Raw genomic sequence first — 24,020 nt, forward strand, 5'->3', positions numbered from 1 at the left:
GGCAGTGCCGGTGCCCGGCCGTCAGTCCCGCGGCTTCAGGTAACCGCGGGAGAACGCGGCGGCCACGGCGGCCGCCCGGTCGTTGACGCCCAGCTTCGCGTACACGTGCAGCAGGTGGGTCTTGACCGTCGTCTCGCTGATGAACAGCTGCTTCGCCGCCTCGCGGTTCGTCGAGCCCCCGGCGATCAGTTCCAGCACCTCCAGCTCCCGCTGGGAAAGCGGTGCCGGGGCCGGTTTGCGCACCTGTCCCAGGAGCCGGGTCGCGACGGCGGGGGAAAGCACGGCCTGCCCGCGGGCGGCGGCCTCCACCGCGCGGACGAGCTCCGCCCTCGGCGCCTCCTTGAGGAGGTAGCCGGTGGCGCCGGCTTCGATGGCCGGCAGCACGTGGCTGTCCGTGTCGTACGTCGTGAGCACCAGCACCCGTGACGGTATCCCGCGCCGCGCCAGCTCCTTGATGGCGGTGACCCCGTCGGTCCCGGGCATCCGCAGGTCCATCAGGATCACGTCGGGGCGCAGCCGTTCGGCGGCCGCCAGCGCCTCCGCACCGTCACCGGCTTCACCCACCACCTCGAAGCGCGGATCGGCGCCGAACATGCCGCGCAGCCCGTCCCGCACCACCGGGTGGTCGTCGACGATCAGCAGGGAGATCACCGCTCGCTCCCGGCCGGGATCGCCGGCACCGTCACCGTGATCGCGGTGCCCCCGCCCGGTTCGGACTCGACGTCCAGCCGCCCCGCGAGGAGCTGCACCCGCTGCCGCATGCCGGCGAGCCCGAAGCCCCCGTCCCCGGAGCCGCCGGCGCGGTCGGCGTCCGGGCGGAAACCCACTCCGTCGTCCAGCACGTCGAGCGTCACCAGGTCCTCCATGTACGACAGGGTCAGGGAGACCCGGTTGGCCCGCGCGTGCTTGGCGACGTTGGTGAGCGCCTCCTGCGCGGTCCGCAGCAGGGTCACCTCGACGTCGGTGTGCATCGGCCGGGCGTCGCCGGTCGTGGTCAGCACCGCCTCGACGCGGTGCACCTCCGACCAGCGTCCGGCCACGTCGCCGATCGCCTCCGGGAGGCGGGCCCGCGCCAGTGCGGCCGGTCCCACCGCGTGCACCGTCCGGCGGGCCTCGGTGAGGCTCTCGCGGGCCAGGTCCATCGCGTTCGCCACGTGCCGGCGCGACACCGCCGGTTCGCCCGGCGCCTGCTCGGCGGCCTGGAGCTGGGTGAGGATGCCGGCCAGCCCCTGGGCGAGGGTGTCGTGGATCTCCCGCGCCATCCGCTGCCGCTCGTCGAGCACGCCGGCCTCGCGGGCCTGGGCCAGCAGTTCGGCCTGCAGGCGCGCGTTCTCCGCCAGTGCCGTCTCCAGCTCGACGTTGGCCTTGTGCAGCTCGGCCAGCGCCCGCTTCTGCCGGTGGTTGCGCCGATCGGACATCACGTCGGCGGAGAAGGCCAGCGTGGCCATCACCGTGGTGAGCGCGCTGACGGCGGGCCACCGCCACCACGCCTCGGCCGTGATGTTGGCGGCCCCGCCCACGTAGGAGACCGCCGAGACCGCGGACGTGACGGCCACGCCGACGTACCGCCACCCGCCCTTCAGGTAGTGGAGGGCGTGCACGTAGCCGATGAAGGCGAAGAAGCCGAACCACGGCGTGAGCAGGACCAGGCAGGCGGTCAACGCCATGAGCCCCGTGTAGTACCAGCCCATCAGCGGGGTGTTGCCGTGCCACTGCGGGTGGACCGTGTGGAACCAGAGGACCCACGCGGCGAGCAGCGTGGCGAGCCCGAGTACGCCGGGGAGGTACACCTGCGCGTTCCAGAGCGGCTGCAGCAGGGTCAACACGACGCTGACCGCCAGCAACGGGTACGGGAGCACCTTCAGGACCGCGGTTTCCCTGCGCTCCCAGCGGTCGAACTCCTCGCGCAACTCGGCCTCGACGCTCACGACCTGCCCCCAGCGGAAGTACCCCTCGGCCCGGGACACCGGCGAAGATCGCCCATCCCGGCGCCACGGCCGAACGCTGCCGGTGACCGGCCGTGGTGTCCTGCCATGATCGCACGCGTCGGCGGCTCGGGGAGGCCCGGTTCGGCACCGGCGCTCGGGACGTTGTCCGCCGGTCAGGACCGGATGCCCGCCGCGCGCAGCCACACCACCCGGCAGGTCTCGGCCGCCTGGTCGAGGGCCTCGGGCGACACCGCCGAGGCGTGGTAGAACGTCCGCTCGACCATCCAGCACAGCGCGCCCGCGATGGCCCGCGCGCCGCCGGCGCCGTCCTCGTCCGGCACCCCGGCGCGGACCAGGACCGTCGTGATGGCGTCGATGAAGATGTCCGCGGTCTCCCGCCACAGCGCGCCCAGTTCGGGGATGGCCGAGGACTGGTCGATCGCGACACGCATGATCAGGCCGTGCTCGTGCCACCGGTCGCGGGTGCGCCGCAGGGCCGTCGCGATCGCCTCGCGGGGCGCCGCCGGGTCGGCGGCCGCCGCGCGGGACTTCTCGTGCAACGCCTCGACGGTCTTGGCGAAGAGGGCGACGAGCGCCTCCTGCTTCGAGCTGAAGTAGAAGTACACCGACGCGCGGGAGAGCCCGGCGCGCTCGGCGATGTCGTTGGTCGTGAGCGCGTCGAAACTCTTGACCGCCAGGAGTTCCCCGAGGACTTCGAGGATCTTGGCCTCGCGGACGTCCCCTTTGGACGGTGCGGCGCGCCGGCGCCCCGGCTCAGGCATCGGCCGTCGCGAGCTGGTGCCCGTCCGGGAAGTCCGTGGACCGCGAGAGCTCCGCCCACGCCTCGATGTCGGCGGTCACCGCGGCCCGGCCGCTCGCCACGAGCCGCAACGCGTCCGAGCCGAGCACCAGGTGCACCGGCGGCTTCTCGGCCTCGACCACCTCGAGCACCGCCGCGGCGGCCTTGGCGGGATCGCCCAGCACGTCGATCGGGCCGACAGCGCGCTCCATCTCGGCGACCACGGCGGAGACCGCCTCGTCGTCGGTCACGTCGAGCTGCCGCGCGTGGGCGCACCCGGGCGCCGGCTCTTCGAAGGCCGCCAGGTCGATGGACTCTACACCTCGTCGACAATAATCGACACGGTGTCGATTATCGGGTGAAGACCGGCTTCCCCGGCGGCGGGTCCAGCAGCACCTCGACGGCGTCCTCGTAGCCGAACGGGCCGGCCAGGATCGGCGAAGGGTCCAAGGTGCCGCCTTCCACGAGCTTCAGCACGGCGGGGACGTGCGGGCTCGCGTGGGGCGGACCGACGACGAGGGTGACGCCGGTGCCGTACAGGGAGAAGTACGGCAGCCGAGGCTCTCCGAAGTAGACGGACCGGATGACGCACGTGCCGCCCGGCCGGGTGGACAGCAGGGCGCACCGGAAGCCCGCGCTCGCGGCGGAAGCGTCCACGACCAGGTCGAAGGCGCCGTCGAGCCGGTCGGGATACGCGTCGGCCGCGATGACGGTCGCGCCCGCGGCGGCGGCCTTGGCGCGGCGCCCTTCGTCGACGTCGAGGTAGGTGACCTTCCCGGCGCCCAGCGCGACGGCACTCAGCACGGTCAGCAGCCCCAGGCTGGCGGTTCCCCCGACCACGAGCACTTCGGCGCCGGGCCGGGCGTCGAGGGTCGGCCGGACGGCCTGGAAGGCGTCGGTGAGGTTGTCGGAGGCCGAGGCGGCCACGACCGGATCGACGCCCTGCGGCAGCGGTGTGAGGTTGCCCGAGGCCCACGGGACACGGACCAGCTCGTCGAACAACCCGCCCCAGAGCCCACCTGCGCTCGTGCCGTAGGACGCCAGGCGCGGCACGGAAGCGCAGGTGCCGGGCAGATCGCGCCGGCAGTTCTCGCACGTGCCGCAGCTGATGTGCCACGGGATGACCACCCGCTGGCCGACGCGCAGCGGCGAGTCGTCGTCCGCGAGGTCGACGATCTCGCCGACCGCTTCGTGACCGAGCGCGAACGGCGCCTCGAACGGCGCGGGCGACACCACGAGCCGGCGGTCGAGATCGCAGGCGGACGAGGCGATCGGCCGCACCAGCGCGTCCCCGGACGCGGCGAGGCCGGGCGCCGGCCGGTCCTGCCATTCCAGGCCGCGGGGACCGGTGACGACGAGGCTTTGCATGGCACTCCTTAGACGATTCTCTCTAGAGAGAGGACTCTAGAAGGTGCGTTCGCTATCGTCAACGCATGCCACGCCTCGTGCACGACACGTCGACGATCCTCGACGCGGCCACCCGGCTGCTCGCCGCGGGAAGCGCCGACGCGATCACCATCGCCGGCGTGATCCGGGAAGCCGCGGTGTCCAGCGGCTCCGTCTACCACCGGTTCCCCAACCGCGCGGCCCTGCTGGCCGCCGTCTGGAACCGGGCGGTGCAGAGCTTCCACGACGAGCTGTACCCGCTCTTCGACGACGAGCCGGTGGCCGCGGCGGTCGCACTCGGGCGCCGGACCGTGACCTGGTGCCGCGACCACCCGGCCGACGCCCGCGTGCTGCTGGCCGGCCTCGCCTCCTTCGAGCCCGCCGCCTGGCCCGCGGAGGGCCGGGCCGCGCGGGAGGCCGATCAGGCCCGCTGGGACCAGCACATCCGCCGCCTGGTGACCGGCCTCAAGACAGCGACCGGGCGGAGCACGGCGGAGATCCTGCTGATCGTCGTCGACCTGCCCTACGCCGCCGTCCGCCGCTACCTCGGCGCCGACCGGCCGATCCCGGCGGCCCTCGAAGACATCGTCGAGCGCGCCATCCGGGCGGCACTCACCGGGGAGGCGCCGCACTGAGCCCGCCCGGCCGGGTGGGTCAGCGGCCGTACGCTTCGAGCAGCCGCAGCCACACTTCGCTGACGGTCGGGAACGCCGGGACCGCGTGCCAGAGCCGGTCGATCGGCACTTCGCCGGCGACGGCGACGGTCGCCGCGTGGATCATCTCCGCGACGTCCGGGCCGACGAGGGTGCAGCCGACGATCACCTTGCGGTCCTCGTCGACGACCATCCGGGCGTGCCCGCGGTAGCCCTCGGCGTGCAGGGCGGATCCCGCGGTGGCGGCCAGGTCGTAATCGACGACCCGGATGTTCAGCCCGGCGGCCCCGGCCTTGGCCGCGGTCAGGCCGACCGACGCGACTTCCGGCTCGGTGAAGACCACCTGGGGCACCGCGCGCTCGTCGGCGGTCGCCGCGTGCCGCCCCCAGGGAGCGTCGTCGACCGGCTCTCCCTGGGCACGGGCCACGATGACGTCTCCCACCGCGCGAGCCTGGTACTTGCCTTGGTGCGTCAGGAGAACGCGCCGGTTGACGTCGCCGGCCGCGTACAGCCAGTCGTTGACCCGCATGGTGTCGTCGACCGTGAGCCAGGCCCCCGGCTCCAGGCCGATCGCGTCCAGGCCGATGTCCTGGGTGTTCGGCGTGCGGCCGATCGCGACGAGCAGTTCGTCGGCTTCGATCTGCTCGCCGTCGGTGAGCGTGACGGACACCGTGCCGTCGTCGCAGTAGGAGCACTCGCCACCGACCAGTTCCCGCTCGACGATGGCGGCGCTCAGGCCGCCCCGCACCACCCGGTCGGCCACGTTCTCCCCGACCGGGCCGGCCCCGATGACGACGACGTCGTAGGTGGTCACGTCAGTTCCCCTTCGCGGCGCGGCCGAGGCGGATCGCCGAGACGAGGAAGAAGATGCCGCCCAGGACGGCGTAACCGGCCACGCCGGACAGCGCCGGGTTCGCCGCGGAGGCGCTGATGACGAAGTTGGCCCCGGCCAGCACCGAGATGCCGCCGCTGAGGATCATCGGCCACTGGCCGCCCATCCCGCGGCGGGAAACGCCGACGACCAGCTGGACCAGCCCGGCCACGATCGCCCACGCACCCCACACCCGCAGCACCGCCGGGATGCCCGAAGTCGCGGCGACACCGATGCCGATCGTGGCGAGCAGGCTGATCGCCATGTTCACGTACAGCCCGGTGACCGAGCCGGAACGCTTCGCAGACCGGGCGTCCACGACGGCCGCGCCCACGTCGAACAACGGGTACACGACGACCAGGGCGACACCGGCCGCCCCCAGGCCCGACTTGGTCGTCAGGAACACCAGGACCGCCCACCCGATGGCGAAGGCGAACCGCACGAAGTACAACCGGCGCAGCGCCGGGGCGAACCCACCAACGGCGGGCGAGTCGACAGTAGTCACCATGATCCCTTTCGCAAGACCGAACGTTCTATCTCATCTCAGCCTGGCGAGCGGCCCACGGGAAGTCAAGACAGATCGTTCTATCTGAAGTCTTACGTCCGGCTGCCGTGCCCTTTGACGGGCAGCGGGGCCCCACGCGCGAGTGGACCGCGGTCAGGCAGCCGGCACAGAACAGCCGGCGGCTCTCCGCGTCATTTCCCCGCGGAGTCGAGGCGGTGCTGCAGGATCCCGTCCACACCCTGGAGGAACGTGTCGCAGACCTCGGCGGGATCCGACAGGCAGCCCGCCGCCATCGCGCCGTCGCGCAGCATCACGAAGTGGCGCCCCGCGAGTTCGGGCGGGGTCGTCCCCACCTGCGCGAGCAGGTCCGTCACCGTCCGGCGGAACCACTCGCGATGCGCGAGAACGGCTTGGTGCACCGGGTGGGCGGGATCCGGGTACTCCGCCACCGCGTTGAGGAAGGCGCAGCCGCGGAAGTGCGCCGACCCGATACCGTCGGCGATCGTCCTGGCGATCGCCCGCACCCCGTCGGCCGCCGGCAGGCGGGCGGCGATGACCTTGCCGATTCCTTCGCGCTCCATCTCGTGGACACCCTGGAGGTACGCGACGACGAGGTCGTCCTTGCTCGGGAAGTGCCGGTACAGGGTGGCGCGGGTGACCTTGGCCTCCGCGACGACCCGGTCGATCCCGACGGAGTGCAGGCCCTCGGCGTAGAAGATGCGCGTGGCCGTCGAGAGCAGCCTCGACCGCGCTTCGGAGACCTGACCTCGGGCGTTGCGCACCATCTTCCGAGGTTAGCAGAGAGAACGATCGGTCACTCGACCACGCGATCGCCCGGAGGCCGGCGCCGGCGTTGTGGAGGACCCGCTTCCGACCAGCGAAGGTCCGAGGGGGTCGACCTGCGAGCGAGACAGTCGACCCCCTCCGGCCACCGCCGACCGTGCGCACGTCTCCTCGGGCCATCGTGTGCTCCTTTCGGGGACCGTTCGGTGTGGCGATGTTTCGCCGGTCGCGAATCCGGGTATGTCGGCGGCTCCGGGCGGGAGGGGGGCACGCGTGGCCGAAACCGAACGCAGGGTGCGAACTCCGCTGTGGTCCGCCGAAGTCGTCGCCGACGGCGAGCGGCCGGTCATCGTCGTGACGGGCGCGCTGGACCTGAACGCCGGACCCGGGTTCGGTGACCGGGTGCGGGAACTGGCCGTCGGCGCCCCGGACCCCGTGGTCGACCTCAGCCGGGTCACCCTGCTCACCGCACCCGGCGTCCGGCAGCTGCACGCCGTCGCCGACGCCCTGGCGGCCGAGGGCCGGCGCCTGCGGGTGGTGACCGGCGCCGGCATCGTGCTGCGGGTCCTGCGCGCCGCGCAGGCCACGGACGTCATCGACACCTACGTGACGCTGGACGCGGCGCGGAAGGCCCTGCCGCACCTCGCCCCGGACGGACGGGCGGAGCTGGACCGGCTGCGGCACGAAGTCGCCGACCTGCGCTCGAAGCTCGCCAGCCGGCCGGTGATCGCGCGGGCCCTGGGCATTCTGCAGGAGCGCTATCGGCTGGCCGACATGGACGAGGCGTTCCGGCTGCTGCGGTACGCCTCCCGGAACCACAACATCAAGCTGCTCGTCCTGGCGAAAGCGCTCGTGGAACTGCCTCGCCCGCGCGACCGGACCTGGCTCATCGGCCCGTTGCAGCGCCCGGCGCCGCCGTTGGGCTTCGCCGCCGACCGGTCCGGGAAGACGCCCTCGACCGTCGTGGAGCTGCTGCTGCGAGTGACGCTGGCCGGCACCGGCGCGGCGGCGGGGTATGCGCAGCTGCCGGGGGAAACCGAGACCGAGTTGCGCTTGGCCGCGTGCCACGGGCTCGGCGCGGAGTTCGCCGAGGCGTTCGCCCACCTCGATGGCGAGCAGTCGACGTGCACGGCCGCACGGGCCAGAGGCGCGGCCGTGCTCAGCGCCCACATCGCGCGGGACCCGCTGTACTGCCGGCCGGCCACCCGCCGCGTCCTGCTCGGCGCCGGGTTCGCCGCGGCCCACAGCATCCCGCTCCAGGACCTCAGCGCAAGCTGCGCCGGCGTGCTGACCACGCTGCACGCGGACCCCGGCCCAGTCCTCCGCGGCCCGGCGTGGGACCGGGTGCACCGGCTCTGCCGGGAGACCGGCGCCTGGCTGCAGTGGTACCACCGCCACGAAGTGCTCACCGCCCTGCAGCACCTCCACGCCCGGGTGACCACGGGGCAGCTCGGCTGACCCCGGCGTCATCGGTCCCCGGCCCGGCGCAGCGGGGTGACGTCCCGTTCGAACGCGGATACGGGGTGATGTTGTTGCCCGAGCCGTGCAGGACGTTGGCGTCGAACCACAACGCGCTCCCCGCGGGCCCGGTGAACTGGTCGATCCCGTGCGCCGCGGCCAGGCGTGCGATGTCCGCTTGGGCCGGCACGCCGATTTCCTGTTCCCGCAACGAGTTCCGGTGGTGGTCGGCCGGGGTTTCGCCCGTGCAGGGGACGAACGTGCGGTGCGACCCCGGGATCAGCATCAGCCCGCCGTTGTAGGGCAGGTTGTCGCGCAACGCCAGCGACACGCTGACCGCCCGTGGCGCCGGCAGGCCGTCTTCGGCGTGCCAGGTTTCGAAGTCGGAATGCCAGGAGAAGCCCTCGCCCACGAACCCGGGCATGCAGTCGATGCGGCTCTGGTGGACATAGACGTCCGAAGGCGTGGCCGTCACGGACATGGGTTCCCCTCGGGGATCGGTGGTGGCGAAGCCGCCCGCACCGACGCCCGGAGGCCATGGGGGCACTCCCTCCGGACGTCGGCACGGCGCGCAAAAGCGCCGGCGAACCCGTCGCCATCGACCCGCGACGGGCTGGCACGTCCGGAGAGCTGAAGACGAACCGCTGCCAGCATACCCGGCGCCACAAGGGCCGCCCACGATGACGCAACGGCCGGATGCCGACCAACTGTGCCCGGCACATCGGTTGCCGCGCGGCGCACCGAAGCGACGGAAACCCCCGACGGGTCACTCGAGCGGGTGGCCGCCGTGCCGGCCCGGCGAAGCGACCGGCGTGTTCAGGGCGGCGCGACGACACCCCGCGCCGAGCCGGCCTTCGCGTCCGGCGACGGCGGCGGTGTCGCACAGTCCGCGGCTTGCCGCCGGTCCGCCTCGGCGGCCGCACGGTGTTCGGAGGCGCGACACCGCTCCGCGAGCCCGGCCGCGGCGCCGCGTTCGGCCGCGCGCCGCTCGAGGACCCGTGCCGCGCGCTCGTGCGCTTCGGCCGAGCTCAGGAGACTCTGGCGGAGGCTCTCCCGGGCGCCGGCCGCGCGCGCCAGGGCGGCCTCCGCGTGGTGGACGGCCTGAGCCGCGGCAGCCGGATCCAGCTCGGCGCGGGCCTGGAGGGCCAAGGCCGCTCGACGGGCGGCCAGCTCGCGAACGCGTGCGCCCGCCATCGCGCTCCGCGCACGAGCACGCTCCGCGCCCCTCGTCGCCGCACTCACCGATTCAGGATTTCCCATGGGCCGGATTCCCATCACCCTGCTTTTGCACCAGGATATCCGCGCGTCCGCCGATGCGAAATCAATCCGCCGCCGCGCTGTCCGCCTGCCGCGGCGCACGCCACGCCGGCCACCCCGATTGCGAACGCGCCGCGCAGGGTATTCCGGCGGGGTAACGGACGAGGAGGTGGGACATGGGTACCGGAGCCGAGGTCATGGCGGTCGACGCCGAGCACGCCCTCGTCTTGCGGGTGCGTGGGACGCTGGGAGCCGAAACGGCGCAGGCCACCTTGGGCAAGCTGCTCGACGCGACCGTCACCCTCCCACCCCCGCACCTCGTGGTGCTCGACCTGCGGGACGTGGACCTCCTCTCGGCCGCCGGGGTCCGGGCGCTCGGCGAGTTCGCGGTGCGCCGCGCGCGGGACGGCGTCCACACCGCAGTCCTGCTCGACCCGGACGCGCTCAACGCCCGCATCCTGCACCGCGGCCTGCCCGCCGGCACCCTGCCGGTGCACGCCAGCGTCGACGAGGCGCTCGCCGCCGCCCCGGCGCCGTCCGACGAACGGCAGCTCGGCGACCAGCTGGCGGCGCTCACGCGGATCCTGCTCGACGCCACCAGCGTCAGCCAGGCCATGCAGCACGTGGTCGCCGCGACGACGGTCGTCGTGCCGCACGCCCGGCTGGTCAGCATCACCCTGCGCGACCCGGGCGGACGCTACTTCACCCCGGTGGAAATCCCCGACATCGCCGCCGACCTCGACGACGTCCAGTACCGCACCGGATCCGGGCCCTGCCTCGACGCCGCGCACCCCGACGGCCCCGCCTACGCCCTGGACCAGGACCTCGCCCGGAGCTCGGCCTGGCCCCAGTTCGCCGCCGTCGCCACCGCCCACGGCCTCGGCGCCGTGCTCTCCACCGCCCTGCTGCCCGCACAACCCGCCGGGCTCGCCGGCGCCCTGAACATCTACGCCCACCGCGGCGGCATCACCGAAACCGACCGCCACCGCGCCCTGCTCCTGGCCACCCACGCGACACTGGCCCTCCGGCAGGCCCACGGCGCCGAAACCGCCGACCCTCGAACGCACCCACCTCCGCCGCGCGATCGCCTCCCGCGACGTGATCGGGCAAGCCAAAGGGATCCTGATGGCACGCCAGGGCATCGACGCCGAAGCCGCCTTCCACCTCCTGCGCCGCACCTCCCAGGACCTCAACGTCAAACTGGCCGACATCGCCGCCACCCTCGTCCGCAACCACGCCACGCTGGCCCCCGCCGAAAGCGAGTGACGCCGCCGATCCGGCGGCCCGGTTCCACAGCGGGCGCCCACGACGACGGCGCGGGGCGCACCGGAACGCAGGCACCGGCCGAACCGAACGGGTTACCCTGAATCGGACAACACGATGACGTGCCACTCCCCTGGCGTCACGCTGCGGCCGTGTCCGGCGGCCGCGGAAAGGCGAGGGTCATGGCTGCAGTGCGGCTGGAACTGACCCGGCGAGCACGCTCGACGGTGCTCGCCCTGACCGGCACCCTCGGCCTGCCCACCCACGCCACCGTCCGCGACGGCCTGCTCAAAGCCGCCACCGAAGCCCCCGACGGCCTGATCGCCGACGTCTCCGGCCTCGGCTTCGCCCACGACGCGCAACTCAGCGTCTTCGCCCTCGTCGCCATGCGGCTGAGCGACTGGCCGGGCATCCCCCTCGCGCTCGTCACCGCGCGCCCGGACCAGCACGCGCTGCTCAGCCGGCTGCCGATGGCCCGCTACGCCCGGGTACACCGGGACGTGACCGAAGCCGAACGCGGATTCCACGACCCGGTGCGCCGGCGAGCGGTCCGCGACTTCCCCCACGCCGAAACCACCCCCGCCCTCGCCCGCGACTTCGTCGCCGAAATCTGCCGAAGATGGGGCATCCCCGAACTGATCGACAACGCTCTCGTGCTCGTCACCGAACTGGTCGAGAACACCCTGCAGCACACCCGCTCCCGCCCCGAGGTCCGCGTCGACCTCCGCCGCGGCATCTGCACCATCGCCGTCGCCGACGACGATCCGCGCCCCGCCGAACTGCACGAACGGCAGACCGCGACCGAACCCGGGCTCGGCCTCAAGCTCGTGGCCCAATTCGCCCGGGCCTGGGGATGCAGCCGGACCTGGGCAGGCGGCAAGGTCGTCTGGGCCACCCTGCTCACCTCCCGGAGAATCGCCGGAATCACCACGACCGGTCCCGGAGAAGAACCTCGGTTCCCCTGAAAGCCTGAATCGGCGCCGCCGGCGGGTTGAGTTCCGCAGAGCGTGCGCTTATGGTGGCGATCCGGCTCGAGCACGAGCCGTCTCACATTCCTCGAGCCCGTTCGACGGAATTGGAGCGTTCATGGCGCAGAACAGTTCTTCCGGCCGCACGTTTTCCGGTGTGGTCGCGGTGCCGTTCGAGGCTCGGATCGTCCAGGACGAGCCCGGCGTGGTGACCGTGGCGGTTTCCGGGGAACTGGACCTGGCGACCAGCCCCGAGTTGCGGAAAACGGTCCGGGAAGTGCTGGCGGCCCGGCCGTGGCGCCTGACGGTCGACCTGACCGCGGTCACGTTCTGCGGCTCGACCGGGCTGCGGACCCTGCTCCTCCTGCACGCGGCGGCCGGCGAGGCAGGTACCCGGCTGCACCTCCGGCCGACCGCCGCGATCACCCGCCTGCTCAGGATCACCTGCCTGGACAATGCTTTGCCGGTCCTCGAGCCCGCGCCGCGGAAGAAGCCGAACTAGCGTCGCCGGCTCGACCCGGCGTGCGCCTGGGCGCGATGCGGCCGGCACCGCGCGGTCATGATCGCGCGCGCTCGGACTTCAACACCGCCCACACGATCTTTCCCCCGGACCAGCGGCGGCTGCTCCCCCACGCCTGCGCGGTGTCGGCCACGATCCGCAGCCCCAAGCCCGGTTCCCGGATGTCGGCCCGCTCGAGCAGCACCGCGGGCCGGTCGCTGCCGTCGGCCACGGACACCGACAACAGCTGCCGGCGCAGGTCGAGCCGGACATCGGGTTCGGACGCGGTGTGCTCGAGGACGTTGCGGACCAGCTCGCCGGCCACCAGCGTGCTGCCGTCGATGAATTCCGGCACCTGCCACCGCAAGGCGTGCTCCCGCACGAACGTCCGGGCCAGCGTCGCCGCGTCGTCGATGCGCGGCAGGACCTTGCGCGCGGTGCGCCGGATCGGGGTGTCCTGAGCGGTCTCCGCCGCGGCGACGCTCGGGTGGACCGGGACGAACCGCTCGATCCCGTGGCGGTGGAAGGCGAGAAGGTGCTGCGGCCTCCGGGTGACCACGGCGAAGGGGATGCCCGGCCACTCCGCGATCCGCTTCGCGACGAACGGGAACACCGTCGACGGCGACAGCTCACCGATCGCCAATGCCTCGAGATCGGCGACCAGCCGCGGCGGACCGTCCGCCGCGACCTTGAGCAACCCGTCGCGGAGAAAGCCGTAGCCGGCCAGATCGAGGGCACCGGACACCGTCACCAAAGCGCTCTGCGGGCGCTTGCTCACCTCGAGCGCGACCCCGATCTCCACTGCGCCTCCGTCTCGCCGCGGGCCGGCCCGACGGGACGAAGGGGCCGGATGTCCGCGCCGGCCGGCGCCGATGCCCCCGAGGAACCGACGCTAGCCCACCGGATCACCTCCGGCCAAGCCCGCAAGGTCGCGCAGTGATATCGCAACGGCGACGAGCACCACCCCGGCCGCCGCACCCGTCGCCGGCGAAGAGCAGGTCTGAAAGCGCTGCCCGGTCACGGACATCCGCTGGATTCCGCTTCGACCGGGTGCGGTTTTGCACCTCACCCGACCGGGTAGTCGATGCCGACGGCCTCCACCGGGCCGCAAACCTGATCCAGGGACGGTGTGTCCACCATGACCAGCGACTTCGCGAAGAGTCCCGGCGCACGGCCGAAGGAGTGGCGGCCGTGACCGGGCCCCGCCGGCCCGAGCGGCTCGAGGTGGTGCACTCGCACCGGGACTCCAGCGGCGTCGTCCTCGTGCTCTACGGCGACCTCGATGCCGGCACGGCCCTCCGGCTCGAGCAGGCCGCCGCCCAGCTGTTCGCCGCGGAGTACCCGCCCGAAGTGCTGTTCCTGGACTTGTCCGGGCTGTCCTTCCTGTCCGTCGCCGGGGCACGGGCGATCCTCGCCGTGCACGAAAGCGCCGGCACGTCGCGCGTGCGGGTGGTCACCGGGGACCGGCCCGCCGTGCGGGAATTCCTGCACGTCACCCGGTTCGACGCGGTCCTGGACTGCTACCGCACCCGGGCCGGGGCCATCGCCGCGGGCAGCCGGGCCGAGTTCGTCAGCCACGTGCAGACCATCTGGGACGCGGGCTGACGGCATCAGGGTGACGGGGTGACGGGGGGCGGGACCCGGCCACCGGGAACTCGGGCATCACCGCATGATCGCGGTGAGCACGTCGACTCCCAACGGCAGCAGGCGCTGGAGGTTCAGGCGGTGCTGGATCATCCGGCCGTCCCGGCGGGAGACCAGCAGCCCCGCCTCGCGCAGGCGGCCGAGGTGACGGGACACCTGGGGCACCGTCATGCCGGTCCGGGCCGCGAGGTCGGAGGTCGTGATCGGCTCGTTGACCAGGTGGCGGCACAGCGACAGCCGGGCCGGGTCGGCGAGGATCGCCAGGCGCAGGCGGACCTGTGCCAGGGTGTCGCGAGCGCCGTCGCCCGCCACCGGGAAGTGCACGACCACCGGGTACTCCGGATCGGTCTTGACGATCAGGTGCGGCCGGGCGTGCACGGAGGGCACCAGCAGGCAGCGGCGGCCACGCAGGTCGGCGCGCAGCGACTGCAGCTTGTCGAACACCACCGACGCCGGGTCGTGGCGCACGGCCGCGTTCGGGCTCAGCGAGGCCAGCACCTCGGCCACCGGCAGCGCGCCCACCCGCGCCCGCACCGCCGTGCACTCGGCTTCCAGCCGGTGCGACACCCGCGCCCACTCGTCGGCGAAGAACTCCCCGGCGCAGGCGCGCAGCACGTCCAGCAGGTCCGCGCGGAAGGCCGCCGGATCGGCGACGAGGTGCCGGGCCAGCTCCCCGCGGCCGAACGACCGCCGCTCGCACGAGACGACATAGGCGTCCTTCGCCGCCGCGTCGCCCAGCAGGTCGCCGAGCTCGACCAGGCCGCCGTGGATCGCCTCGGCCGCGGTCGCGGCGAACCGGTCGAGCGGCAGTGCTTCGATCCGCCGCAGCTCCGCCTCCAAGGTCTGCCCGAGCGGCAGCTCGAAGGGCAGCAACAGCCGGCAGCGGCGCCGGGCCCACAGGGGCGCGTAGGTGGTCAACCGGCCCTGAAGGGCCTCCGAGGTGTCGGCGCGGATCCGGGTGAGCCACGGCCGGACCTCGAAGTGGTGCTCCGGCTCGGCGATCGAATGCAGGCACGCGAGCAGCTCGGCCAGCGGCGACACCCCCGTGACGAGGTCCGCCGCTCGCGCTCCCTGAACGGTCAGCACCACGGACATGACCGCAGCTTAGGACGGATGCTTACCGCGGTCGCGGTAAGCATCCGCGACGCGGGCGGGAATCGGACCTAGCCTTCCGGGATCGCGACACGAGAGGCCAGGTCATGCCCGACTTCCTCCGCACCTTCTTCGATCTCCACGAGATCCTGGACGTGCTGCCCGCGCTGCTCACCGAGGGGCTGCGCAACACCTTGCTGATCGCCGCACTGGCGATCGTCGCCGGCGTCGCCGGCGGCGTGCTGCTGGCCATGCTGCTGCTGTCCCGGCGGCGGCTGGTCCGGCTGCCCGCCCGGATCTACGTCGACGTCTTCCGCGGGCTGCCGGCGATCGTCACCGTCAGCCTGGTCGGCGTCGGCCTGCCCGCGGCGGGCCTGCGCCCGTTCGGCCGCGAACCGCTCGGCTACGCCGTGTTCGCCATCGCGCTGATCTCCGCCGCGTACTCGGCCGAGATCTTCCGCTCCGGCATCCAGGCCGTCCCGGCCGGGCAGCTGCACGCCGCCCGCAGCCTCGGCATGCCGTACCTCACCGCGATGCGGGTGGTGGTCGTCCCGCAGGGCGTGCGGAACGTCCTGCCCGCGCTGGCCGGTCAGTTCATCATCGACGTCAAGGAGAGCGCACTGGTGTACCTGCTCGGACTCGGCTTCGGCCAGCGGGAGCTGTACTTCATCGCCCAGGAACGGCAGGCGGCCACGTACAACTCGTCGGCGCTCGTCGCCGCCGGGCTCTGCTACCTGCTGCTGACCGTTCCCCTCACCTACGCGGTGAACCGGCTCGACCGGCGCATGCGCGAAGGCCGGCGGTTCACCACGGCGGCGCCGGTGCCGGCCGTCCCGGCGAAGGCGGCAGTCTGATGGCCGCCGTGTCCGTGCGCGGCCTGCACAAGCGGTACGGCCCGGTCGAAGTGCTCCGTGACGTCGACCTGGACGTGGCCGCCGGGGAGACCGTCTGCGTGATCGGGCGATCCGGGTCGGGCAAGTCGACCCTGCTCAAGTGCCTCAACCTGCTCGAGGAGCCGACGTCCGGCGAGATCCGCGTCGCCGGGACGGCGATCACCGGCCAAGGCGTGGACGTCGATGCCGTCCGCAGCCGCGTCGGCATGGTGTTCCAGCACTTCAACCTCTTCCCGCACCTGAGTGTGCTCAAGAACGTCACCGCCGCGCTGCGGCACGTCCGCCGCCTCGGCAAGGACGCGGCCGAAGCCGCCGCCATGACCCAGCTGGACCGGCTGGGCCTGGCGCACCTGGCCCACCAGCGACCCGGCCGGCTCTCCGGCGGGCAGCAGCAGCGCGTCGCGATCGCCCGCGCGCTCGCCATGGAACCCGAGGTGATGCTCTTCGACGAGGCGACCTCCGCGCTCGACCCGGAACTGGTGAAGGACGTGCTCGACGTCATGCGCACGCTGGCCGCGTCCGGCATGACCATGCTCGCCGTGACGCACGAGATCGGCTTCGCCCGCGAGGTGGCCGATCGCGTGGTGTTCATGGACGAAGGCCGGATCGCCGAAGCCGGTCCCGCCCGGCCGACCCTCGACGCCCCGGAAACCGCGTGGCTGCGCGACTTCCTCGCCCGCGTCCTCTGACGAAGCCCGAAAGGAATCACCCATGCGCCCACTCCTGATCGCCGCCGCGTGCGGGCTGCTGCTCGCCGGATGCGGCAGCGGCTCCGACGCCGGCAACCCGTACGGCCTGATCGAGCCGGGCACCATCCGCGCCGCCACGCAGACGAGCCAGCCCCCGTTCGCCTTCGGCGACCCGTCGGGCAAGCCGGCCGGGTTCGTCATCGACCTCACCGACGAAGCCGCCAAGCGGCTCGGGCTGAAGGTGGACTACAAGTCGACCTCGGTCACGTCGTCGCTGGCCGGACTGACCAGCCGGCAGTACGACCTGGCCGCTGCCGGGCTCGGTGTCACCGAGGAACGCCAGAAGAGCGTCTCCTTCACCAAACCGCTCTTCTGGAGCACCACGGCGGTGCTCACCACCGCGCGGAGCAGTGCGTCGAAGCTGACCGACTTCGCCGGCAAGAAGGTCGGCGCGGTGACCGGCTCGACGCAGGAACCGTTCGTCCCGGCCAAGATGCCCGGCGCGGTCCCGATCGGGTTCCCCAACGCCAACGCCGCCGTGAGCCAGCTGCTCAACGGCAGCCTCGACGCCTTCGTCGTCGGCGGCCCCGACGCCGGGCACTTCCTCGAGCAGTACCCCGCGCTGCGCCAAGCCGCCTCGGCGCCGGTGGCGCACCCGACGTCGATGGCCGTGCCGAAAGACCACGGCGCCCTGCTCACCGCGCTCGACGAGCAGCTCGGCGCGATGGTCGCCGACGGCACCTACGCGCGGCTGTACCGGAAGTACTTCACCACCGCTCCGCTCCCCCAGCTCGTCGCGGCCTGGCCCGAGCTCGGCGCGCAGTTCGCGGGCGGGCTCTGATGGGCGGCTGGGAGCGGCTGAAGCTGCCCGGAGGCCGGGAGTGCTGGCGGCTCGTGCTCGACGTGCCCGCCCGCGACGGCACCGCCCTCGTCGCCGACCTCTACGCGGCCCGGCCGGATCCCCCCGCCGGCCCGGTGCTCCTCGAGCGCACGCCGTACGGACGCCGGCTCGCCCGTCCCTCGGACGGCGACGGCCCGCCGTCGCCCGAGGCGGTCGCCCGGCGGTTCGTCGACGGCGGCTACCTGGTCGTGCGCCAGGACTGCCGCGGCCGGGGCGACTCCGGCGGCACGTTCACCAAGTACCTCAACGAGCCCGAAGACGGTTACGACACCGTCGAATGGATCGCGGCCCAAGACTGGTGCGACGGCCGGGTCGCGACGATGGGCGTCTCCTATTCGGCGCACGCGCAGGCCGCCCTCGCGTCGCTGGGCGCGCCCCACCTGGCGGCCATGTTCCTCGACTCCGGTGGCTTCGCCAGCGCGTACGAAGCCGGCACCCGGATGGGCGGGGCGTTCGAGCTGAAGCAGGTGACGTGGGCGTTCCACCGCGCCCGCAGCAGCGCGAAGGTGCTCGCCGACCCGGTGCTGCGAGCCAGTTTGGACGCCGAGGACCTGCGGGCGTGGTTCACCCGGATGCCGTGGCGGCGCGGGGCGACCCCGTTGCGGTTCGTCCCCGACTACGAGGACTACCTGCTGCAGCAGTGGGAACACGGCGTCTTCGACGACTACTGGCGCCAGCCCGGCATCTTCGCCCGCGGCTTCCACGATCGCTTCCCGGACGTCCCGAGCCTGCACATCTCCAGCTGGTACGACCCCTACATCCGCACCGCGACCGAGAACTTCCGCGAGCTCGGCCGCAAGAAGCACAGCCCCGCCTACCTCGTGCTCGGGCCGTGGACCCACGGCGCGCGCAGCGCGCGGCACGCCGGCGACGTCGACTTCGGCCGGGAAGCACCGCTGGAGGGAAACCTCGACGACGACTACGTGACCATGCGGCTCCGCTGGTTCGACGCGCACCTGGCCGCCGCCGGCGAGCCGCCGCCTCCGGTGCGGTACTTCCTGATGGGCGGCGGCTCCGGCCGCCGCACACCCGAGGGACGGCTCGACCACGGCGGCCGCTGGCGCACCGCCACGACGTGGCCGCCGGAGACCGCCGAAGAGCAGGTGTTCCACCTGGCCGCCGACGGCGGTCTCACCCGCGGCCCGAAGCCGGCGGACGGCGGCTGCCTGGAGTACGACTACGACCCGGCGAACCCGGTGCCGACCCTCGGCGGCCAGGTGACCTCCGGCGAGCCGGTGATGAGCGGCGGCGCGTTCCACCAGTGTCCCGACGAGCGGTTCTTCGGTGCGGTGCCGCCGTTCCTGCCCCTCGACAGCCGGCCTGACGTGCTCGTGTTCCAAACCCCGCCGCTGGCGCACGACGTCGCGGTCGCCGGGCCGGTGACAGTGCGGCTGGCCGTCTCGTCCACCGCGGCGGACACCGACTTCACCATCAAGCTGATCGACGTCCACCCGCCGAGCGCCGACTACCCCCAGGGCTTCGCGATGAACCTCACCGACGGCATCCTCCGCTGCCGCTACCGGAACTCCTTCGCCGAGCCGGAACCGCTCGTCCCGGGCGAGGTGTACGAGATCACCGTCGAAGCACCCGACACGGCCAACCTGTTCCGGGCCGGCCACCGGATCCGGCTCGACGTCAGCTCGAGCAACTTCCCCCGCTTCGACGTCAACACCAACACCGGCGCCCGGGAGGTGGGCGACCGCCGGAAGGTCGTGGCCACCAACCGGGTCCACTTCGGCGGCCGTTCGTGGCTGACCCTGCCGGTGCTGCCGGACGGTGCCGACGGTCGAGCGGGTGCTTTCAACGCCCGTCGTTGAGCTCACCGATGGTGCGCCGCACGGCGGTGCGCAACGCCGGATCGCCGGTTTCGGCGGCACTGACCGCCACCGGACGGCTGCCGGTGACCGGGCCGGCCACCGGGAACACGCGGTCCTCGCCGGGCAGCGGGACTCCCGGGCAGGTGACCGGGCCCGGCCGGGAATTCGCGACCAGGAAGACGTTGACCATGCCGTCGACGCACGGGTTGCCGCCCAGGGCGTACTGGCCGTGGAACGCCGCGTCGTCGACCGAAACCAGCGGGACCCCGGCCGCGCGGATCGCCGAACGTGCTTGCTCGTAACCGGTTTGCGGGTCGAACTCGCCCTGGACCACCAGCACGTTGGCCGCCGCCTCCGGCGGGAGCCCGGCCAGGGTCTGCCGGGGGCGGTCGGACCAGAACCCGCACGGCTCGGTCAGTCCGTAGGCCCAGCCGAAGATCGGGTACCGCGGGCCCTGCCGGTCGGACAGGCGCTTGTACCAGCCGGCCGTCCTGGTCGGCTGGTCGCCGCACGCCACCGCGTAGCGCGTCCCGGAAACCTTGCGGTAGTCCGGTTCCGCGGCCGCCAGCCCGGCGGCGACGTCGGCGCCGGTCAGCTGCGCCAGCCGCTTGCCGAACACGGCCGTCGACCACGTGTCCAGCTGCCCGGCGAGCGCCGCCGGAGGCTCGGCAGGCGTGCCGTCCAGCTCACCCGCGCCGGCGACGAGCACGGCGGCCACCAGGATCCACCGGATTTCGTTGCCGTTGCCGACGAACAGCGCGTCGAACTGGTCCGGTGCGACGCCGAGCCCGGCGTAGAACCCGCGCAGCCGCTCGATCTTCTGCTTCACCTCGGCCGGGGACGCGCCGAGCTGGGCCGGGAACTGCCGGGCCAGCCACGGCACGAAGACCTCGTCGGTCTGCCGCTGGCCGATCATCGGGAACGCCTCGAACGCGGCCTGGAGCCGGCCTTCGAAGTCGACGCTGGAGTCGAGCACGACCTTGCCGGCGTGCCCGGGGAACAGCGAGGCGTACTTGGCGCCGAGCCAGGTGCCGTAGGAATAACCGAGGTAGTTGAGCTTTTCGTCGCCGAGCAGCGTCCGGATCAGGTCCATGTCGTGCGCGGTCTGCCACGTCGTGACGAACGGCTCGACCGCGTCGCTCTGGCACGCCTCCGCGATCGCCCGCGGCGTCTTCCGGTGCTCGGCGATGCTCGCCGCCGACCGGTCGCGCGCGTCGAGCGGCCCCTGCGGCAGCCGTCCCACCGGGACCTGGCAGGCGAACCCGGTGTCCGCGGTCCCTTCGTGCCCGGTGCCGCGGGGGTCCATGCCGACGATGTCGTACCGCTCGTTCACGCCCGGCTCGAGGCCCGCCAGCGCACCCGCGAGGGAGCTGCCCTGCCCGCCGGGACCACCCGGGTTCACCAGGAGCGCACCGAGACGTTCACCCGTCGCCGCGACGCGGCTGACGGACACGCTCAGGTCCACCCCGGCATCCGGGTCCGCCCAGTCCCGCGGCACGGTGATCACCGCGCATTCGGCCGGTTTCGCCCCGGTGGCCACGGGGAACGGGCACGCTCCCCAGGCCACCTGCTGGCCGGTGTAGCGGTCCGGGGTGGCCGCGGCGGCCGGTTCCGCGGGAACCGCCGGCACCGCGAGCAGCACGGCGGTGACCAGAAACCGGCCCACTGTCGTCTTTTTCACGTGATACCCCTCGTCCGGGTGAATGATCACCCGGAGTATGGCGCGCATTCCCGGCGCCGGGATCAACCAAAAGTACGAGGACCGGCCCGCACCACGAGGGTCCGCGCCACCAGGTCGCCGATCCGCTGCCGGCGCCGGGTCACCACGATGCTGACCACGGCCACCAGTCCGAACAACAGCCCGTCGACGGTGAACAGGAGCCATCGGAAGACGTAGGCGCGCACCTTCGGCGGCCCGCCGCGCAGGGTTTCCACGCGCAGCCCCATGACCAGCATGCCCGGCGTGACCCCGCCCCGGCGCGCCGGGACCCAGATCTGGATCACCGCGTCACAGGCGTAGTTGACCGCGAAGAACGTGATCGCCGGGCCCCACAGGATCACCTTCGGCGGCACCAGCCCCCACCGCAGCAGCGGAATGACGAGGAGGCCGGCCGCGAGCGCGGCGAACACCCCCACGCCGGCGGCGAGCGCCTGGTCCAGCACCGCCTGCACCACCCGGCGGCCCGCCATCCGCAGCCGCTCCGGCACTTCTCGCCGCCCGGCCGGGACGGTCACCGCGCTGACCGCACACTCGGCGAGTCTCGCACACCGGTCAAGGTCATCCGAGCAACCCGCGCTGCCACGCCCAGACGGCGATCTCCGTGCGGTTCCGGAGTTCGAGCTTGCGCTGCACGCTCGCCAGGTGCGTCTTGACCGTCGAGAGGGAGACGCGGAGGTCGTCGGCGATCTCGGCGTTGGTCCGGCCGCGGGCGACCGCGAGCACCACATCGGACTCGCGCTCGGTCAGCAGGCCCGGTGTCCCCTGCGCGCGCCGCCGCGCCTTTTCGGTGAACCGGGCGAGCAGGCGCACGGTGACCGACGGCGACACCATCGCCTCCCCGCCGGCCGCCGCGCGGACCGCGTCGACCAGCAACTGTGGACCGGCGTCCTTGAGCAGGAACCCGCTGGCGCCGCCGAGCAGGGCGGCGTAGACGTTCTCGTCCGCGTCGTAGGTCGTCACCACCACCACGCGCAGCGGGTGCGCGACGGACGGCCCGGCCAGCAGCTCGGTGGCCCGCAGACCGTCCACTTTGGGCATCCGGATGTCCATCAGCGTGACGTCCGGCCGCAGCTGCCGCGCCAGCCGGACCGCGGTCTCCCCGTCGGGGGCTTCGGCGATCACTTCGATGTCCGGCGCGGCGTCCAGCACCAGCCGGAACCCGGTGCGCACCAGCACCTGGTCGTCGGCGACGAGCACCCGGATGGTCATCAGAGCCCCCTCGGCAAGGCGTCGAAGGGCGTGTCCTCGCCGCCGAGCGGGAGCCGCGCCGTGACGGTCCAGCGCGCCCCGGGTCCCGGGCCCGCGGTCAGGCTGCCGCCGAGCATCTCCAGCCGCTCGGTCATGCCGATGATCCCGAACCCGCCGGGCGCGGAACGGGGGTTCGCGGGCACGCCGTCGTTGCCCACCTCGAGCACGAGGTCGCCGGTCTCGACGCGGACGGAGACGACCACCTCGGTCGCGGCCGGTGCGTGCCGTCGGGCGTTGGTCAGCGCTTCGGTCACGACGCGGTGGACGGTCGTGGCGACCTGGGACGGCACCGGCAGCTGGTCCAGTTCCTCGGCGACGGCCACGCGGGCGGAGGAGCCGGCGGCCGCGCGCACCGCGTCACCGAGCACGGCACCGGACAACGGAGCCACGTCCCGAGTGTCCCGCAGCATCCCGACCAGCCGGCGCGCGGCGGCCAGTGCCGCACCGCCGGCTTCCTCGATCTCGCGGTAGACCGCCGCGTGCCCGCCGACGTCCGCGTTCGCTTCGGCGATCGCCCGGGCGGCCTGCACGCGGACGACGATCCCGCTGACGTGGTGGGACACCAGGTCGTGCAGTTCCCTGGCCAGCTGCAGGCGTTCCTGGCCGCGGACCCGGTCCAGCGCGGCCCGTTGCCGGGCGTCCGCCGCGCGCAGGATCAGCCCGACCCCGAGGCAGGCACCCCAGTACGCCGCGGCGGCCACGGCCAGCAGCGTCTCCGGCTCGCCGGCGTCGTAGCGGAGCAGCGGCGCGGCGATCATCACCGCACCGAGGGCCGGTGCCAGCACGGCCGCGTGCTTCGGCTCGAGCTTGCGGCCGGCCGAAGCCGTGAGCAGCCCGGCGGCCACGATCTCGGCGATCGGCGGCTGCGGCCGCGGGTGCGCGGTGACCGACACGACCGTGCTGATCGCCGACAGCGCGGCGACGACGCTCCCCAGCACGCCGACGTGGCGGGGGAAGCGCCGCCGCAGCACGGCCAGCACCGGGATCGCCGTGCCCGTGGACGCCAGCACCCCGGTCAGCGGTGCGGCCCAGCCGCCGCCTCCGCCGGGCACGTTCAGCACCAGCACCACGTCGGCGACGACCGCCGCGGCCAGCACCGCGAGCTCGGTGCCGAGCATGCCGCGCCGGACCCCCGCTCTGCGCATGGCCGTCATGATCCCGCGTCCCGGATCAGCCCGCGCGCCGAACCCCGGCGACGTAGCGGTTGGACGGCGGCAGGTAGCCGAGCACGGTCGCGACGACAGCCACCCCGCAGCTCAGGTAGCCCGCCCACGAAGGTTCGGTGGTGAGCAGGGAAGCGGCCTGCAGCACGGTGAAGACGGTCAGCGTGACGCGGGCCCAGTTGCGGCCGGCCTTGAGCTTGAACGACAGCCAGAGGTAGATCAGCGCGATGACCCCGGCGATGGCGACCGGGACGGCCTGCGCGAGCAGGGTGAGCCGGTCGAGCTGCTCCGGGGTGAGCGCGGGGTTCGCCCGGCGCAGCGCCGCCGCGATTTCGTCGCGCGCGCTCAGGACGAGCAGCCCGCCGGCGATCGCGGACACCGTGGACACCAGGAAGCCGAAGAAAGCGGCGATGATCGTGCTGGGCGGGTTCTCCCGCGCGGTTTCGGTGGTCATACCGGGGAAGTTAGGACTCGCCGCGCCCC

26 protein-coding genes and 1 pseudogene are annotated in these 24,020 nt (G+C 73.1%); 10 read left to right on the forward strand and 17 right to left on the reverse strand.

The genetic code is table 11. The annotated features are described in order from the left end of the window. Nucleotides 1–21: 21 nt before the first annotated feature. The 5 genes from ACWED2_RS28005 to ACWED2_RS28025 all read right to left on the reverse strand — a co-directional run bounded on the left by ACWED2_RS28005 (nucleotide 22) and on the right by ACWED2_RS28025 (nucleotide 4,095). On the reverse strand, nucleotides 22–651 hold the full coding sequence (locus ACWED2_RS28005) for a response regulator (protein WP_449693481.1): 630 nt from the start codon (nucleotides 649–651) through the stop codon (nucleotides 22–24). After that, on the reverse strand, nucleotides 648–1,967 hold the full coding sequence (locus ACWED2_RS28010; protein ID WP_449693482.1) for a sensor histidine kinase: 1,320 nt from the start codon (nucleotides 1,965–1,967) through the stop codon (nucleotides 648–650). The genes ACWED2_RS28005 and ACWED2_RS28010 overlap by 4 nt, the downstream gene beginning before the upstream one ends. Nucleotides 1,968–2,101: 134 nt before the next feature. Further along, nucleotides 2,102–2,710: a TetR/AcrR family transcriptional regulator gene (locus ACWED2_RS28015; protein ID WP_449693483.1), complete on the reverse strand. Its 609-nt coding sequence runs from the start codon at nucleotides 2,708–2,710 to the stop codon at nucleotides 2,102–2,104. Further along, a complete protein-coding gene (locus ACWED2_RS28020) occupies nucleotides 2,703–2,978 on the reverse strand; it encodes a hypothetical protein (protein ID WP_449693484.1) in 276 nt (91 codons plus the stop codon). Before ACWED2_RS28020 ends, ACWED2_RS28015 begins: the two co-directional genes overlap by 8 nt. A gap of 100 nt (nucleotides 2,979–3,078) precedes the next feature. After that, on the reverse strand, nucleotides 3,079–4,095 hold the full coding sequence (locus ACWED2_RS28025; protein WP_449693485.1) for a zinc-dependent alcohol dehydrogenase: 1,017 nt from the start codon (nucleotides 4,093–4,095) through the stop codon (nucleotides 3,079–3,081). A 65-nt stretch (nucleotides 4,096–4,160) separates the two neighbouring features. Here ACWED2_RS28025 and ACWED2_RS28030 point away from each other — a divergent pair, with 65 nt between their 5' ends. After that, nucleotides 4,161–4,748, forward strand: a complete 588-nt coding sequence (locus ACWED2_RS28030; RefSeq protein WP_449693486.1) for a TetR/AcrR family transcriptional regulator — start codon at nucleotides 4,161–4,163, stop codon at nucleotides 4,746–4,748. Nucleotides 4,749–4,767: 19 nt separating this feature from the next. Here the strand turns inward: ACWED2_RS28030 and ACWED2_RS28035 are convergent, their stop codons facing one another. The 3 genes from ACWED2_RS28035 to ACWED2_RS28045 form a co-directional block, all read right to left on the reverse strand. Beyond that, nucleotides 4,768–5,580 carry an FAD-dependent oxidoreductase gene (locus tag ACWED2_RS28035; RefSeq protein WP_449693487.1) on the reverse strand — a complete coding sequence of 271 codons (813 nt, stop codon included), beginning with the start codon at nucleotides 5,578–5,580 and terminating at the stop codon, nucleotides 4,768–4,770. Between the two features lies 1 nt (nucleotide 5,581). After that, complete coding sequence (locus ACWED2_RS28040) at nucleotides 5,582–6,145, reverse strand: hypothetical protein (protein WP_449693488.1); 564 nt, start codon at nucleotides 6,143–6,145, stop codon at nucleotides 5,582–5,584. Nucleotides 6,146–6,333: 188 nt separating this feature from the next. Further along, entirely contained in the window at nucleotides 6,334–6,927 is a 594-nt protein-coding gene (locus ACWED2_RS28045) for a TetR/AcrR family transcriptional regulator (RefSeq protein ID WP_449693489.1), read from the reverse strand. A gap of 271 nt (nucleotides 6,928–7,198) precedes the next feature. Here ACWED2_RS28045 and ACWED2_RS28050 point away from each other — a divergent pair, with 271 nt between their 5' ends. After that, nucleotides 7,199–8,383, forward strand: a complete 1,185-nt coding sequence (locus ACWED2_RS28050) for an ANTAR domain-containing protein (RefSeq protein ID WP_449693490.1) — start codon at nucleotides 7,199–7,201, stop codon at nucleotides 8,381–8,383. A gap of 46 nt (nucleotides 8,384–8,429) precedes the next feature. On the opposite strand, the pseudogene ACWED2_RS28055 reads toward ACWED2_RS28050, so the two are convergent. Next, a pseudogene (locus tag ACWED2_RS28055) lies at nucleotides 8,430–8,882 on the reverse strand (phytanoyl-CoA dioxygenase family protein); the annotation flags it as partial. A 317-nt stretch (nucleotides 8,883–9,199) separates the two neighbouring features. Then, the gene (locus tag ACWED2_RS28060) at nucleotides 9,200–9,577 is read right to left on the reverse strand and encodes a hypothetical protein (RefSeq protein WP_449693491.1); all 378 of its coding nucleotides are present in this window, start codon (nucleotides 9,575–9,577) and stop codon (nucleotides 9,200–9,202) included. A gap of 239 nt (nucleotides 9,578–9,816) precedes the next feature. On the opposite strand from ACWED2_RS28060, the gene ACWED2_RS28065 reads away from it, so the two are divergent. The 3 genes from ACWED2_RS28065 (at nucleotide 9,817) to ACWED2_RS28075 (ending at nucleotide 12,373) form a co-directional block, all read left to right on the forward strand. After that, nucleotides 9,817–11,007, forward strand: coding sequence for an STAS domain-containing protein (locus tag ACWED2_RS28065; RefSeq protein WP_449693492.1), 1,191 nt, complete (start codon nucleotides 9,817–9,819; stop codon nucleotides 11,005–11,007). A 78-nt stretch (nucleotides 11,008–11,085) separates the two neighbouring features. After that, nucleotides 11,086–11,868, forward strand: a complete 783-nt coding sequence (locus tag ACWED2_RS28070; protein ID WP_449693493.1) for an ATP-binding protein — start codon at nucleotides 11,086–11,088, stop codon at nucleotides 11,866–11,868. Nucleotides 11,869–11,989: 121 nt separating this feature from the next. Beyond that, complete coding sequence (locus ACWED2_RS28075; RefSeq protein ID WP_449693494.1) at nucleotides 11,990–12,373, forward strand: STAS domain-containing protein; 384 nt, start codon at nucleotides 11,990–11,992, stop codon at nucleotides 12,371–12,373. A gap of 55 nt (nucleotides 12,374–12,428) precedes the next feature. On the opposite strand, the gene ACWED2_RS28080 is transcribed toward ACWED2_RS28075, so the two are convergent. Further along, complete coding sequence (locus ACWED2_RS28080; protein ID WP_449693495.1) at nucleotides 12,429–13,172, reverse strand: ATP-binding protein; 744 nt, start codon at nucleotides 13,170–13,172, stop codon at nucleotides 12,429–12,431. A gap of 389 nt (nucleotides 13,173–13,561) precedes the next feature. Here ACWED2_RS28080 and ACWED2_RS28085 point away from each other — a divergent pair, with 389 nt between their 5' ends. Then, on the forward strand, nucleotides 13,562–13,975 hold the full coding sequence (locus ACWED2_RS28085; protein ID WP_449693496.1) for an STAS domain-containing protein: 414 nt from the start codon (nucleotides 13,562–13,564) through the stop codon (nucleotides 13,973–13,975). Nucleotides 13,976–14,032: 57 nt separating this feature from the next. Here the strand turns inward: ACWED2_RS28085 and ACWED2_RS28090 are convergent, their stop codons facing one another. Beyond that, on the reverse strand, nucleotides 14,033–15,109 hold the full coding sequence (locus tag ACWED2_RS28090) for a DUF5937 family protein (RefSeq protein WP_449693497.1): 1,077 nt from the start codon (nucleotides 15,107–15,109) through the stop codon (nucleotides 14,033–14,035). 104 nt (nucleotides 15,110–15,213) lie between these two features. Here ACWED2_RS28090 and ACWED2_RS28095 point away from each other — a divergent pair, with 104 nt between their 5' ends. Genes ACWED2_RS28095 through ACWED2_RS28110 form a run of 4 tightly spaced genes read left to right on the forward strand, consistent with a single transcriptional unit; the run spans nucleotide 15,214 to nucleotide 19,406 of the window. After that, nucleotides 15,214–15,960, forward strand: coding sequence for an amino acid ABC transporter permease (locus ACWED2_RS28095; protein ID WP_449693498.1), 747 nt, complete (start codon nucleotides 15,214–15,216; stop codon nucleotides 15,958–15,960). Next, nucleotides 15,960–16,688 carry an amino acid ABC transporter ATP-binding protein gene (locus ACWED2_RS28100; RefSeq protein ID WP_449693499.1) on the forward strand — a complete coding sequence of 243 codons (729 nt, stop codon included), beginning with the start codon at nucleotides 15,960–15,962 and terminating at the stop codon, nucleotides 16,686–16,688. Before ACWED2_RS28095 ends, ACWED2_RS28100 begins: the two co-directional genes overlap by 1 nt. 22 nt (nucleotides 16,689–16,710) lie before the next feature. After that, nucleotides 16,711–17,529, forward strand: coding sequence for an ABC transporter substrate-binding protein (locus ACWED2_RS28105; RefSeq protein WP_449693500.1), 819 nt, complete (start codon nucleotides 16,711–16,713; stop codon nucleotides 17,527–17,529). Further along, the gene (locus tag ACWED2_RS28110; protein ID WP_449693501.1) at nucleotides 17,529–19,406 is read left to right on the forward strand and encodes a CocE/NonD family hydrolase; all 1,878 of its coding nucleotides are present in this window, start codon (nucleotides 17,529–17,531) and stop codon (nucleotides 19,404–19,406) included. The genes ACWED2_RS28105 and ACWED2_RS28110 overlap by 1 nt, the downstream gene beginning before the upstream one ends. On the opposite strand, the gene ACWED2_RS28115 is transcribed toward ACWED2_RS28110, so the two are convergent. The 5 genes from ACWED2_RS28115 to ACWED2_RS28135 form a co-directional block, all read right to left on the reverse strand. Next, a complete protein-coding gene (locus ACWED2_RS28115; RefSeq protein WP_449693502.1) occupies nucleotides 19,390–21,087 on the reverse strand; it encodes an alpha/beta fold hydrolase in 1,698 nt (565 codons plus the stop codon). The genes ACWED2_RS28110 and ACWED2_RS28115 overlap by 17 nt on opposite strands. Nucleotides 21,088–21,149: 62 nt before the next feature. Continuing rightward, nucleotides 21,150–21,641, reverse strand: a complete 492-nt coding sequence (locus tag ACWED2_RS28120; protein WP_449693503.1) for an RDD family protein — start codon at nucleotides 21,639–21,641, stop codon at nucleotides 21,150–21,152. A 43-nt stretch (nucleotides 21,642–21,684) separates the two neighbouring features. Next, nucleotides 21,685–22,335 (reverse strand): response regulator, encoded by a 651-nt coding sequence (locus ACWED2_RS28125; RefSeq protein WP_449693504.1) that lies wholly within the window; start codon nucleotides 22,333–22,335, stop codon nucleotides 21,685–21,687. Then, entirely contained in the window at nucleotides 22,335–23,519 is a 1,185-nt protein-coding gene (locus ACWED2_RS28130) for a sensor histidine kinase (protein WP_449693505.1), read from the reverse strand. The genes ACWED2_RS28125 and ACWED2_RS28130 overlap by 1 nt, the downstream gene beginning before the upstream one ends. Nucleotides 23,520–23,544: 25 nt before the next feature. Beyond that, on the reverse strand, nucleotides 23,545–23,991 hold the full coding sequence (locus tag ACWED2_RS28135) for a hypothetical protein (RefSeq protein ID WP_449693506.1): 447 nt from the start codon (nucleotides 23,989–23,991) through the stop codon (nucleotides 23,545–23,547). Nucleotides 23,992–24,020: the final 29 nt, after the last annotated feature.

This window comes from Amycolatopsis sp. NPDC005003 (genome assembly GCF_053600695.1).